13 protein-coding genes are annotated in these 13028 nt (G+C 34.1%); 3 read left to right on the top strand and 10 right to left on the bottom strand.

The window, feature by feature from the left end:
- Position 1: 1 nt before the first annotated feature.
- From AAFU52_RS11490 to nirK, 6 genes are all read right to left on the bottom strand, one after another.
- Complete coding sequence (locus AAFU52_RS11490) at positions 2-577, bottom strand: fasciclin domain-containing protein (RefSeq protein ID WP_024772219.1); 576 nt, start codon at positions 575-577, stop codon at positions 2-4.
- Positions 578-646: 69 nt separating this feature from the next.
- Positions 647-1150: a hypothetical protein gene (locus tag AAFU52_RS11485; RefSeq protein ID WP_024772220.1), complete on the bottom strand. Its 504-nt coding sequence runs from the start codon at positions 1148-1150 to the stop codon at positions 647-649.
- Between the two features lie 47 nt (positions 1151-1197).
- The gene (locus AAFU52_RS11480; protein WP_024772221.1) at positions 1198-1710 is read right to left on the bottom strand and encodes a c-type cytochrome; all 513 of its coding nucleotides are present in this window, start codon (positions 1708-1710) and stop codon (positions 1198-1200) included.
- 221 nt (positions 1711-1931) lie between these two features.
- Complete coding sequence (locus AAFU52_RS11475) at positions 1932-2552, bottom strand: SCO family protein (protein WP_024772222.1); 621 nt, start codon at positions 2550-2552, stop codon at positions 1932-1934.
- 57 nt (positions 2553-2609) lie between these two features.
- Positions 2610-3401: a formylglycine-generating enzyme family protein gene (locus AAFU52_RS11470; RefSeq protein ID WP_024772223.1), complete on the bottom strand. Its 792-nt coding sequence runs from the start codon at positions 3399-3401 to the stop codon at positions 2610-2612.
- A gap of 13 nt (positions 3402-3414) precedes the next feature.
- Positions 3415-4890: a copper-containing nitrite reductase gene (nirK, locus tag AAFU52_RS11465; protein ID WP_024772224.1), complete on the bottom strand. Its 1476-nt coding sequence runs from the start codon at positions 4888-4890 to the stop codon at positions 3415-3417.
- A gap of 218 nt (positions 4891-5108) precedes the next feature.
- Here nirK and AAFU52_RS11460 point away from each other — a divergent pair, with 218 nt between their 5' ends.
- From AAFU52_RS11460 to ric, 3 genes are read left to right on the top strand one after another with little or no spacing between them, the layout of a single operon-like run.
- On the top strand, positions 5109-5543 hold the full coding sequence (locus AAFU52_RS11460) for an RrF2 family transcriptional regulator (RefSeq protein WP_024772225.1): 435 nt from the start codon (positions 5109-5111) through the stop codon (positions 5541-5543).
- A 58-nt stretch (positions 5544-5601) separates the two neighbouring features.
- Positions 5602-7845, top strand: a complete 2244-nt coding sequence (locus tag AAFU52_RS11455) for a nitric-oxide reductase large subunit (RefSeq protein ID WP_024772226.1) — start codon at positions 5602-5604, stop codon at positions 7843-7845.
- A gap of 11 nt (positions 7846-7856) precedes the next feature.
- Positions 7857-8606, top strand: a complete 750-nt coding sequence (gene ric, locus AAFU52_RS11450) for an iron-sulfur cluster repair di-iron protein (RefSeq protein ID WP_438426467.1) — start codon at positions 7857-7859, stop codon at positions 8604-8606.
- A gap of 65 nt (positions 8607-8671) precedes the next feature.
- Here the strand turns inward: ric and AAFU52_RS11445 are convergent, their stop codons facing one another.
- The 4 genes from AAFU52_RS11445 to AAFU52_RS11430 form a co-directional block, all read right to left on the bottom strand.
- On the bottom strand, positions 8672-9295 hold the full coding sequence (locus AAFU52_RS11445) for a thioredoxin family protein (RefSeq protein WP_438426466.1): 624 nt from the start codon (positions 9293-9295) through the stop codon (positions 8672-8674).
- Between the two features lie 174 nt (positions 9296-9469).
- The gene (gene nadB, locus AAFU52_RS11440) at positions 9470-11059 is read right to left on the bottom strand and encodes an L-aspartate oxidase (protein WP_438426465.1); all 1590 of its coding nucleotides are present in this window, start codon (positions 11057-11059) and stop codon (positions 9470-9472) included.
- 7 nt (positions 11060-11066) lie between these two features.
- Complete coding sequence (gene nadA / locus AAFU52_RS11435) at positions 11067-12011, bottom strand: quinolinate synthase NadA (RefSeq protein ID WP_035093090.1); 945 nt, start codon at positions 12009-12011, stop codon at positions 11067-11069.
- A gap of 162 nt (positions 12012-12173) precedes the next feature.
- A complete protein-coding gene (locus AAFU52_RS11430; protein ID WP_024772231.1) occupies positions 12174-13022 on the bottom strand; it encodes a hypothetical protein in 849 nt (282 codons plus the stop codon).
- Between the last annotated feature and the right edge of the window lie 6 nt (positions 13023-13028).

Here is a 13028-nt window from a genome sequence, read left to right as displayed (position 1 = left end):
ATTAATTTGATGGTGGTAATAATACCTTATCAATAACATGTACAATTCCGTTTCCGGCAGGAATACTTGCTAAAATTTTGGCTTCGCCAATAAAAACATCTTCGCCTTCTTTGGTTACTTTCACATTTACACCATTAGACTGGCCCAGTTTTTTAAATTTTTTCAGAAAATCTTTTGAGTAATTACCTGGTGTTACATGGTATTTTAGAATGTTTGCTAATGCGTCTTTATTTTCTGGTTTCAAAAGATTCTCTACAGTTCCTTCGGGTAATGCATCAAACGCTTCATTAGTTGGAGCAAATACCATTAAAGGCCCTGCATTTACCAAGGAATTTTCTAAACCGGCAGCCTGAACAGCTGCCACCAATGTAGTATGATCTTTAGAACCAATTGCTATATTAAGTACATTAGGGGTCGCTTCATCATCTTGAATAAATGCTTGCCCTTGTTTTTCGGTGGTTTCGGTTACTGTTTTTTTTGGTGTTGAATTTGTTTCCTCTTTCTTAGTTTCTGTTTTACAACTTAGCAAGAAGGTAAAGCTCATTAGAATTAAAAAAAATGCTTTAGTTGTTTTCATAATATTTAGTTTAGTTTATTTTTTGTTGTGTCTATATTGATCTGCACAAAATCTATAAATCCTACTACATCAAATACTCTGATTTTCAGGTGTTGTAGGGTTGTATCCAAAAACTTTATTTGGCAAAATGGTTCCATGAATATGTAATATGTATCCAATACAAGCAAAATGGTGGATTGCATGACTATGAGCTTGGTTTAACCCTCCTCCTAGGGTTGTTGGAATCTCAACCATCCCCATCCCAAGATCATCTTTTATAATAATAGCAATACTGGGATCTAAATCAGAAATACATTCCAGGTCAGAAATTATTTTTCTCAAATATCTCTGACCTTCTACTGGGTTTTGTTCTACAATAGTTCCCCTTTTTCTCTTGGTTAAGTCAATAATTCTAGAATCTATACCATTAACTATACATTTAAAAATATCTAGTATATGACGTAAATGCCCACCTATACTACTGTAATAAGGCGCTGCAGATGTACTGGAATAAATAGCAGGTGGTAATTCTGCAAATATTTCTTCTGCTTGTTTTAAATTTATTATGGTGGGTTCAACAATCTGCTTTAACATTCTTTATCCTTAGACAGGTTACAATATTTCCAATAAAGCCTTTTGTACTATCCCTTTTTCAAAGTTCTGAAGTATTCTAAAATGGCTCTAGCTTCTTCTTCTTTTAAACTTTGATTTGCCATTGGAGACCCATTATGTTCTTTTAGTAACTCTTGAGCCAGTGGATCTTCTTTAATCATTTTTTCAGGATCCAGAATCATATTCATAATCCATTCTGGAGTTCGTCTTTCTAAGATACCAACGGGAGCTGGCCCGATAAACTTCTTATGGGTTTTATGACAAGCAGTACATTTTGTCTTAAAGAGTTCGGCTCCCTGAGCAGCCATTGTTTCGTCAATAGTGGCATCTAATACTAAATTTTTGATTGGTCCAACTCCTTTATTTGTGAGATCAACTTTTTTTGATGCAGGAGTGCCAGTAGAAACGGGTTTGGTTTCTTTTTTTTGAGTTGTTGTACTCTTTCCTATTTTAATTTGTTCTTCCTTTTTTTCTTCTTTTCCTCCGCAACTTATTAATAGAGTAACAGCGAATAAAATTATCAATTTGTCTAGTCTAATCATTTTAATAGATTTAAGATTATTGTTCAAAAATTCATTTCTCAAGAGAAATATTATTTTGATTATATCAGACAAAATTAGGTATGGGATAGGGAGATAAATATGACAAAAGTCATATTTCGGACAAATTAGTCTTTTATTTTACGGTTTTCAGAAAGTTGAACATAAAATTCTTAACTCGAAGGCTATAAATTAGGGTTCTAAAAGACTACATTTTCCCTTTACTAATGTGCCAACTCAATAATTTTATTTACGGTTTCCTTATTGTTTACTCCTAACCCTTCTTGTTGATGGACTAATTCTCCTCCCTGATCAAAAACGCTTATGATGTTAGAGTGTGAAAAATCCATTGGTGATATTTTTTTGTAATTCACGGCAAGAACAGCTGCAAATTCTCTTGTATCTGATTTAGTGCCTCTAAGAAACAGCCATTGATCGGATTCCATTTCGTTCTCAATAGAGAATTTTTTAAGCCTTTCGGGGGTGTCAGTCTCTGGATCAATACTTACTAATAAGAGTTTAATATTCTCTTTTTTAGATTCTGGAATTTGAGCTTCTATATCTCTCATATCAGCCACCAATCTCGGGCAGGCTGCTTTACAAGAGGTATAGATCATTACCATTACAAGAACATCTCCTTTTAATTCTTTGAGTTCTATTTTTTTATTGTCCTGTGTAGTCCAAATAGAAGGCAAGTTGTAGATCGAAAGTTCAGAAATAGAAGTGTTATGTTCTTTGGATTTAGATTTAGATTCAGACACAGCTACTTCTTCTTGTTTTTTTTCTTTATTACAAGAGCTTAACACAATGATTGCTCCTAATAGTAAAATTTTTATGATATTCATTTTGATCATATTTGATGATTTAACACACATTATGTATTTGAGTTTTATCTTGTGGACTTAAGGAGTTACATTAATATCTTTTACACAACGAAAACCCAAGTTCTTGACTGCATAATTTGCTTTCATACTTCCTCTAAAAGCATAGCGCATAAACGCAGCGTAATTCATTAAATCTGAAGCTCCAACAGCTGCACTGCCGCAAAATAAATTACTATCTTTATCTACATCTTTTCTAGATTCTCCCGATATCAGTACAGAATTAAAATCCAATGTCCATTCCCATACTAATCCATGTAAATCATATATGCCCCAATAATTTTTAAAAGTAGATCCAATACTGTTATTAAAAGATTTAGGAGTTTCGTACCATTCTAAAATATATTGATTATAGGTTTCTTTTTTTCTTGCGTCTATAGTCTTATCATCTGCCATTGCAGCGTATTCCCATTCATCAATAGTTGGTAATCTTTTTCCTTGACACTCACAATATTTTTTGGCGGCAAACCAAGAAATACCTGTTATAGGAGAATTAGGTTTCAATTGATCACTTAGAGTATTATCATCTTTCCAAAGTACCAAATAGTTTTTATCTGCAAATAACTGCTTTACATGGCTTCGTTTCCATTGTGGGTATTTCTTAACAAATGCTAAAAATTCACTATTTGATACAGGATAAACATCCATTAAAAAATCATTGACTTTTACCGCTGTAGAATCAACTCCGTATAGAGGAATATAAACTCCTCCTTTAACAGTAACCATATTTTCTGTTTGTGCTATAACACTATTTAATGTATATCCTATACATATAGCAAAAAAGAAAACTATTTTTAAAGGAGGAGTTAGCATTTATTCTATAATTTTAATGTGCGTTTCTTTTACTTGCAACCATGGATGCTGTTACTTCTTTTTTAGAATTTCCCCAACTATTGTATATGTAAGTAAGCACATTGGCTACTTCTTCATCTGTTAGGTCTTGTTTAGTCATCACACTATTGTATTTTTCACCGTTTACAGTAATTTCTCCTGTTTTACCGTTTAGTATAATATCAATTGCACGGTTTAGATCAGCATTTAAATAATCTGATTTAGCCAGAGGCGGAAAAGCATTAGGAATTCCTTGACCTTCGGCTTGGTGACAAGCAAAACAAGTTCTCATATAGGTAGCTTTACCAAATTCCATTTTTTCCTGTAGTGTTTTTGCCGTTTCTTCGGTTTTTACTACACTCTCATCAACGGGCATTTCCTGGATTCCACTTCCTTCTGGTTGATAGACTCCTTCTTCCTGTTTACCAGAATAGATTTTCTTGTTCTCTTCTCCTTGTACCTTAAGCATTCCTAAGGCACCTTTATTAAATGCTCTAAAAATAGAGTGATCCACCAAAATGAAGGTTCCCGGAACATCAACTTTAAATTCTACGATAGCTGCACCTCCTGCAGGAACCAGAGTAGTTTGCACATTGGTATTAATAAGGTCACCTCCTTCTACCCTAACGACATCAAAAATTTCGCCGATAACATGGAAAGAAGATACAAGGTTTGGCCCACCATTACCTACATATAATCTTATCGTTTCTCCAACATTTGCTGTAATGGCATTATCACCGGTTAACGAACCTACTTTTCCATTAAAAACCACATAATCTGCATCTTCATCTACAGCTTTTTTCATATCAAAGGGCTGCAATCCTCTTTCTCCATTCTCTCCTTTGGTATAAAAATCCCCTTGCATTACATAATATTCTTTATCTACCGGTGGAAGACCTTCTTCTGGCTCAACAAGTATTAATCCATACATTCCATTAGCAATATGCATCCCTACCGGAGCTGTCGCACAGTGATATACATATAATCCTGGATTTAGTACTTTAAAAGAAAACTGAGCTTCATGTCCAGGAGCTACAAAAGAAGATGTTGCCCCACCCCCTGGGCCTGTTACAGCATGTAAATCTATATTATGGGGTAATTTGTTATCTGGGTGATTTTTTAAGTGAAACTCTACTTCATCCCCAACTTTTGTTCTTATAAAACTTCCTGGTACCGAACCTCCAAACGTCCAATACACATACTTTACTCCATCTGTCATCTCTCCTTCTTCTTCTAGAACCTCCATATTCACGATAAGCTTCTTCGCTTTTCTTCTTCCTGTAGGTCCAGGAACATTGGGAGGTGAAGTTAATTCGGCAATCATTTCTTGACTTACAGGAATGCCTTCTGGCCCCAGATAATTCTTTGCCTCTGCTTCTTTGTTTTGTGAGCAGGCAGATAGGATCATCAATAGAACGCCTATAAACAATCCTGTACTAGATAACAATACAAATGGTTTTTTTGATTTCATATTCTTACTACTTTTACTATTAATAAAAGACTTTTTTATCTTTTATTTTGTAAAAATAAGAATTACTACAGCACATGAAATATGATAAATATCATATTTTAAGACTAATTAGTCTTTTATTAAAATACAAGGATAAAAATTAGCAATTATTTAATTCGGATATTTTTATCCTAATTAAATAATTACTAATTTTGCACTATAACTAATTTTTGAATAGAATGTTTTCAAAAGCCTGTGAATACGGAATTAAAGCTGCTATCTTTATCGCCTTAAAATCATACCAAGGAGAGCGAGTAAGTCTTAAAGACATTGCTGCCAAAATTGATTCGCCAGAAGCATTTACTGCAAAGATTCTCCAAAAACTAGCTAAAAATAATATAGTCGATTCTATAAAAGGTGCTGCCGGCGGTTTTGAAATAGAAAAACACAAAATAGCATCAATACAACTTGCAAAAATTGTTGATGCAATAGATGGTGATAGTATTTATATTGGTTGTGGGTTAGGTCTCAATAAATGCTCAGAAGATCATCCATGTCCTGTTCATTATAAATTCGCTTCCGTAAGAGAAGAATTAAAGAAAATGTTAGAATCTACCAACCTTGAAGAATTAGCTCTTGGGATCAAGTCTGGAGCTTCATATTTAAAAACCTAAAAAAAATTACTCTTAAACAGGACAAAATTGTCCGAATTAATTTTTCAATATCTAAAAAATGAATAAAGAACGAAAACTATGGCTAGGGTTTACAGCAGTGATACTGTTCTCTTTTGGCGTATTGGGTTATTATGGTTATGAGATTTATCAACAATCTCCTCCGATACCCAATAAGATTATTTCATCTGATAACAAAGTTATTTTCACCGGTAAAGCGATTAAAGAAGGCCAAAATATTTGGCAAAGCATTGGTGGTCAAGAAGTCGGTTCGATCTGGGGGCATGGGGCCTATGTTGCACCTGACTGGACAGCAGATTGGTTACATCGTGAAGCTCTGTTTATCTTAAATAAATATGCAAAATCGGATTTCAACAAAAGTTATGATGAAATTAATGAAGAGCAACAGGCTGCCTTAAAAATACGATTGCAAAAGGATCTAAGAACTAACACTTATGATAAGGCCAGCAATACAATTTCTATTTCAAAAGAAAGAGTTGAAGCTATACATCATTTAAGTAATTATTATAAAGATCTATTTACCGATGATCCAAAGTTTGATCAATTACGATCAGACTATGCAATCCCAAAAAACACTATTAAAAGTGAAGAGCGAATGCAAAAAATGAATGCTTTTTTCTTTTGGGCTACCTGGGCTACCGTTACAGAAAGACCCGAGGATGTAATTTCATATACCCACAATTGGCCTGCAGATGAGTTAGTTGGTAACGTCCCAACTACAAGCCTATACACCTGGTCGGGAGTGAGTATTATTTTATTGATTTTATGTATTGGTGTACTGGTCTTCTATCATGTCAAATCTGGTGAAGACGAAGATGCTCCTCCTCCATCAGAGGATCCGTTATTAAAACAAGGTATGACACCTTCTATGCGATTAGTTAAAAAATACTTTTGGGCTGTAAGCCTTTTAATGGTCGTTCAGATGTTATTAGGTATTGTTACTGCTCATTATGGTGTAGAAGGAAATGGATTTTACGGGATACCTTTGGATGAAATCCTTCCATATTCTGTTACCCGTACCTGGCATACTCAATTAGCCATCTTCTGGATTGCAACGGCCTGGTTAGCAACAGGGTTATACATTGCGCCAGCAGTGTCTGGCAAGGACCCGAAATTTCAAGTATTTGGTGTTAATTTTCTATTTATTGCCCTTTTGATTATTGTAGTAGGTTCAATGTTTGGTCAATGGATGGGAGTTATGCAAAAGCTTGACCTGATAGAGAACTTCTGGTTTGGACATCAAGGATATGAATATGTTGACTTAGGTAGATTCTGGCAAATCTTTCTACTTATTGGATTATTTCTATGGCTGACTTTAATGGTTCGCCCACTGCTACCCGTATTGAAGAAAAAAACTGAAGAAAAAAACCTCATCATCATGTTTTTAATATCCTGTACTGCAATAGCCATGTTCTATGGTGCTGGATTAATGTGGGGCAGACAGACAAATCTAGCGATTGCTGAATATTGGAGATGGTGGGTTGTACATCTTTGGGTAGAAGGTTTTTTTGAAGTTTTTGCCACTGTAGTAATCGCTTTCCTATTTGTAAGACTAGGATTATTAAAAACTAAAACCGCTATCCATAATGTACTATTTGCTACTATTATATTTATGTCTGGTGGTATTTTGGGTACTTTTCATCACCTATATTTTTCTGGGACTCCTACCGCTATAATGGCTCTGGGTGCTACATTTAGTGCTTTAGAAGTTGTACCTCTTACCCTTATTGGATATGAAGCTTATCATAATTATAAACTATCTAAAGCAACACGTTGGCTTGAGGATTACAAGTGGCCAATCTATTTTATGATAGCAGTAGCTTTCTGGAATTTTCTTGGGGCAGGAATTTTTGGCTTTATTATCAATCCGCCCATTGCTTTGTATTATGTTCAAGGGCTTAATACAACCCCACTTCATGCACATACAGCTATGTTTGGAGTTTATGGTATGCTGGGAATAGGCTTAATGCTCTTTGTTTTAAGAAGCCTATACAGAGACATACTCTGGAATCAAAAATTACTAAAAATTACTTTTTGGTCCTTAAATATAGGATTATTGGCAATGGCCCTGCTAAGCTTATTACCAATAGGTATATGGCAAGCACTTGAAAGTATGGATCATGGAATGTGGTATGCCCGTTCTGCAGAACTAATGCAACACCCTACAATGGTTATTTTAAAGTGGTTACGATCTATTGGGGATATTATTTTTGCAATTGGTATAGTAACTACTTGCTGGTTCGTGTTTGACTTAACATTAAAAAATAAAATAAAACAATTTTAAATAAATAAATTATGGAAACATTAATAAAAACCAAGGTAGGGCAATTCGTTGCAAAGGATTATCGAACTGCTACCGTTTTTTCAAAATATGGAATTGATTTTTGCTGTAGAGGAGACAGAACATTAGAAGAGGTTTGTAATAAAAATGGGATTGAAGTTGAAACCATTCTGGAAAGTTTGAACGACGTTTTAATCAAAAAAGATGATGTTGCTATTGATTATCAATCCTGGCCACTTGATCTATTAGCAGATTATATAGAAAAGAAACATCATCGTTATGTAGAAGAAAGGATCCCGATACTACGCCAATATTTGGAAAAACTCTGCAAAGTACATGGAGGGCGCCATCCAGAGTTGCTAGAAATTCATACTCTATTTAGTGAAGCCTCTGGTGAACTTGCACAGCATATGAAAAAAGAGGAAATTATACTGTTTCCTTTTATTAGAAAAATGGTGAAAAGCCTAGAACAAAATCATAACGTGCAACCTCCACATTTTGGAACTGTAGAGAATCCTATTTCGATGATGATGCAGGAACACGATAATGAAGGAGTACGATTTCGTAAAATTTCAGGATTATCAAATAATTATACTCCTCCCGAAGATGCTTGTAATACATATAATGTTACTTTTTCAATGTTAGAAGAATTTGAAAAGGATTTACATTTACATATCCATCTAGAGAATAATATTTTATTTCCAAAAGCAATAGAAATGGAAAAGAGGATTGTAGAAGGATCAAAGTCTTCTGTTGAAGATTAATACCATTTAAAAAACTTCCGGAAAATCGATTTTCCGGAAGTTTTTTATAAATAAGCAAGATTTATTTAATCAAAATCTTTTTCTAACGTAAGTGAGTCTTCAACTATATTCACAAGGTCATTAATAATAGCTTCTCCTTTATTTTTATTATACCAAACTTGTAGAGATTTTTTAAAAGTGTCATCTATTTTTCCGTTTTCCTTTTTGTAAGCCAGAACCATATTAGTAGCTACTTGTGATCTTGGACCCCATCTATTTAAGACGTTACCATTATTATCTACTATCACTAGTTTAGGTATAGAGCGTGTTCCGTTTGTTAAAAAAAGATCCATAAACTCAGGATTATCATCTCGTAACAAGACTTTTAAGTCAATAGCGGGTACTTCTTTTGCTATTTTATTTAAAACAGGAATGGTCTGCGCTCCATCAGCACACCAACTTTCTATAAGAACAAGCCAGGTTTGCTTTTCTTTCATATCTCGAAAAACTTGTTTGGCTTGCTCTGGGATCGCAAGAGTTTTATCGAGTCTTCGCATTCTGCTTGCATTTAATTTGGTAAAATCTACACGTTGCTTAACCTGTTCTATTCCTGTTGTACTTTCTTCTTCAACAAGACGATTTATTAGTTCAACATATGCTGTATAGGAAATCCCTTTGGCTATACCTTCTTTAATTATTTCATTCGTCATATCATAATATATTAGGGGTTTGTATTGAACTCATCTTGAGCACTACTTTTGCCTGCAAAATTTACATTTTGCACCCTGATTTTGTTGATTTTTTTCAACGTAACCATAGCTATGCTGAAAAAAACCACCTTCACCATGGTACAAAAGCCAAACTTTTCGGCTTAAAACCATTACTCAAGATGAGTTCATTTCTAAAATTTCTAGAGAAGCACTATTATTATCTATGTTAAAATACCCTCCTTTATTTTCTTTTCTTTCTAAGGATTGCCCTATAATCAAGTGCGCAATATTAATCATGTTTCGTAATTCACATAATGCCGTATTTACCTTCGAATCTCTATAAAGCTCTTCTACTTCTCTATACATTAAGTCTAAATGTTCTTTAGCTTTTATCAAACGGTGGTTACTACGTACAATACCTACATAATCTCTCATCAAGGCCTGTAATTGCCTGATATTATGCCTTATGATAATGTGTTCTTTATTGACATGAGTTCCCTGATCATCCCAATCAGGAATAGATATTGGAACCGATTGCACAGTATTAGAACATAGGTATTTGTAACTGTTATGCGCATACACTAAAGCTTCTAACAAAGAGTTTGAAGCTAACCTGTTTGCTCCATGCAAGCCTGTTCTGGAACATTCTCCACAGGCAAATAAATTCTGAATAGATGTCATTCCATTTTTGTCAACTTCAATACCACCACATAAATAATGAGATGCAGGAACTACCGGAATCCAATCTTTTTCTACGTTAACATGATTCGCTGTGCATTTTTTATAAATTGTGGGAAAATGTTTTTTAAAACCTTCTACCTGAAGATGGGTACAGTCTAAATAAACACAAGAATCCCCAGATTTTTTAAGTTCGTTATCTATACTTTTTGAGACTATATCTCGGGAAGCAAGTTCTCCTCTTGAGTCATAATCTAACATAAACCTATGTCCATTCTTATTTCGTAGATATGCTCCAAAACCTCTTACTGCTTCGGATATTAAGAACGATTGCCCATCTTTATCCTCGTATAATGCTGTTGGATGAAACTGAACAAATTCCATATCTTTAATTCTTGCTTTTGCTCTGTATGCCATTGCAATTCCATCACCCGTTGCTATAACAGGGTTAGTAGTATGACCGTATACTTTACCAATACCTCCTGTTGCTAACAATGTTACTGCGGCTTTTATCGTTTTTATTTCTCCAGTTTTTTGATTCAGAGCGTAAGCCCCATAACAAGAAATATTTTCATGACTTTGTATTTGCAATTGATGTTCTGTAATCAGATCAATTGCAAAATGATGACTTAATATACTAACGTTAGGCAATTGATGAATACGAGTTAGTAATGCTGTTTCTATTTCGCGACCTGTAATATCTTTATGATGAACAATACGGTATTCTGAATGCCCTCCTTCTTTACCAAGATCTAAGTTCCCGTTATAATCTAAATCAAAATTAGCTCCCCATTGAATTAAATCATTAAGTCTTTTGGGGCCTTCTTTAACGACCATTTTAACAATTTGCGGATCGCACAAACCGTCGCCTGCAATCAAAGTATCTTGTATATGTTTTTGAAAAGAATCTTCTTTAGCATCTAATACTACCGCTACCCCTCCTTGGGCATATTTCGTATTAGATTCATCATCATCTGCCTTCGTTATTATACAAACTCTTTTATCTTCAAATTTTTCTGCTACTTTAACCGCAAAAGTTAACCCAGCTGCACCAGAACCGATTACTAAATAGTCTACTGATATCATCATCCTTTTATTTAGAAAGTTCTAACATTCGTACAATAGGAGTTAATGCTTTTTTTCTTATATCCTCTATGACATTTATTTCTGGGGTTTCATTATGAAGACAATCATATAATTTCTGAAGTGTGTTTACTTTCATATAACCACATTCACTACAAGCACAAGTATTATCCTCTTCGGCAGGAGCAGGAATCAAGATTGTATTAGGTACCTTCTTTTTCATTTCGTGTAAAATACCTGCTTCAGTTGCTACTATAAACTTCTCTTTAGGATGTTCCTTTACATAATTTATCATCCCTGCAGTAGATCCTACATATTTTGCAGTTTTTAAAATATGCTCTTCAGATTCTGGATGAGCTATAATTACCGACCCTGGATTATTTTTATATAAATCCAATAATTTGTCAATACAGAAAGCTTCATGTACTATACAACTGCCATCCCAAAGTAACATATCTCTACCGGTTTGTTTTATGATGTATTTACCTAGGTTCTTATCTGGAGCAAAAATTATAGGTGTATCCTTTGGTATCGACTCCACAATTTTAAGAGCATTAGAAGAAGTGCAAACCAAATCACTCATTGCTTTAATTTCTGCCGAACAATTGATATAAGTAATTACAATATGATCCGGGTGTGATGCTACAAAAGAACCAAATGCATTGGGAGGGCAGGAATCTGCTAATGAGCACCCGGCGGTTAAATCTGGTAAAACTACTTTTTTTGCAGGGTTAAGGATTTTCGCAGTCTCTGCCATAAAGTGCACACCTGCAAAGACAATAATATCTGCATCAATTTCTGCTGCTTTTTGGGATAGCCCTAAACTATCTCCAACATAATCAGCAACCTCTTGTATTTCTGGCCGTTGATAATAATGTGCAAGGATTACAGCATTTTTTTCTTCCTTTATTTTGTTTATTTTTTCTTTTAACTCCACTTTTACAATACTATTCATTACATCGCGAAAAATAGAGGTCTTTGAATGTGAATACTATGACAAAAGTCATAATTAAAGACAAAAAAGTCTTTTTTATGTTATTTCACCATACGACTCATTTATACATCATAAAAAAAGGCCTCTCTTTCGAATGGCCTTTCATTAAAATAAAAGAGAAATTTAAAACTCAATTTCAAAAAATAAACTGCTTTCGAGGTTATCCGTGGTAACGTCTTCTCCTTTTAGTACTTCTTGAGATTCGTTTAATAATTTCAAGTTAATTTTCCAATACCCTGTCATGGTTAGTGATAATTTTCCATTGTACATTTTTGATGCACTATCATAACTCAAATCTTCATTATTTGGCGAGCTATGATTACCCATACTAGGCATTCGAGGGTCTACTGTAATTTTATAGTTTTCTACTACAGGAAAAGTCATCATGTTTTCCATTTTAAAAAGCATCGCACTAAAATCATTTACTGCAACTTTTGGATCTACAGGTCCAGCCATAGTCAAAATATAGCGAGTACCATCACTACCCATGAATGTGCTTACTTTTTGTTTACCATCTGCCGGTGATATTACATCTATGGTTTTCTTTGTTGTGAATTCTTCTCCATTAATTTTATAGGTAATGGTAAGATCCCAATATTCATCGCCATTGCCTGGCATTTGAAAAACCAAGAATCCTTTAGAAACCGTCTTGTCTTCGGTAACAGTCAAGGTAGATTTTGGACAAGAGTGTTCCATTTGTGTCATATGCATCATAGGCATCCAAGAAATTTCGGATTGAGAAACATAGTTTTTTGTCGCCATATCTTTAATACGTATATACACTTCATTATATCCAATGCTAAAATCGTTCTTCTTAGAATACAATTCTATAGAATGATTGTTAGCATCAAAAGAAGTTACCAGGTTAAATCCTTCCATAGGATTTACTATCATTTCGTCATCATCAGAACTACATGAAACAAAAATGGTTGAAAGTATGATTACTGTAAAAATTAATTTTATGGTTTTCATTTGTTT

This window comes from Aquimarina macrocephali (assembly GCF_051627225.1).
GTDB classification, from domain to species: Bacteria; Bacteroidota; Bacteroidia; order Flavobacteriales; family Flavobacteriaceae; genus Aquimarina; species Aquimarina macrocephali.
Note: the sequence above shows the minus strand (reverse complement) of the source record. Positions and strands in the feature narration are given on the sequence as shown.

What these genes read in the sequence shown, in the direction of transcription:
- AAFU52_RS11490 (WP_024772219.1), bottom strand. Translation starts at nt 577, where the DNA reads ATGAAAACAACTAAAGCATTTTTTTTAATTCTAATGAGCTTTACCTTC.
- AAFU52_RS11485 (WP_024772220.1), bottom strand. Translation starts at nt 1,150, where the DNA reads ATGTTAAAGCAGATTGTTGAACCCACCATAATAAATTTAAAACAAGCA.
- AAFU52_RS11480 (WP_024772221.1), bottom strand. Translation starts at nt 1,710, where the DNA reads ATGATTAGACTAGACAAATTGATAATTTTATTCGCTGTTACTCTATTA.
- AAFU52_RS11475 (WP_024772222.1), bottom strand. Translation starts at nt 2,552, where the DNA reads ATGAATATCATAAAAATTTTACTATTAGGAGCAATCATTGTGTTAAGC.
- AAFU52_RS11470 (WP_024772223.1), bottom strand. Translation starts at nt 3,401, where the DNA reads ATGCTAACTCCTCCTTTAAAAATAGTTTTCTTTTTTGCTATATGTATA.
- nirK (WP_024772224.1), bottom strand. Translation starts at nt 4,890, where the DNA reads ATGAAATCAAAAAAACCATTTGTATTGTTATCTAGTACAGGATTGTTT.
- AAFU52_RS11460 (WP_024772225.1), top strand. Translation starts at nt 5,109, where the DNA reads ATGTTTTCAAAAGCCTGTGAATACGGAATTAAAGCTGCTATCTTTATC.
- AAFU52_RS11455 (WP_024772226.1), top strand. Translation starts at nt 5,602, where the DNA reads ATGAATAAAGAACGAAAACTATGGCTAGGGTTTACAGCAGTGATACTG.
- ric (WP_438426467.1), top strand. Translation starts at nt 7,857, where the DNA reads ATGGAAACATTAATAAAAACCAAGGTAGGGCAATTCGTTGCAAAGGAT.
- AAFU52_RS11445 (WP_438426466.1), bottom strand. Translation starts at nt 9,295, where the DNA reads ATGACGAATGAAATAATTAAAGAAGGTATAGCCAAAGGGATTTCCTAT.
- nadB (WP_438426465.1), bottom strand. Translation starts at nt 11,059, where the DNA reads ATGATATCAGTAGACTATTTAGTAATCGGTTCTGGTGCAGCTGGGTTA.
- nadA (WP_035093090.1), bottom strand. Translation starts at nt 12,011, where the DNA reads ATGAATAGTATTGTAAAAGTGGAGTTAAAAGAAAAAATAAACAAAATA.
- AAFU52_RS11430 (WP_024772231.1), bottom strand. Translation starts at nt 13,022, where the DNA reads ATGAAAACCATAAAATTAATTTTTACAGTAATCATACTTTCAACCATT.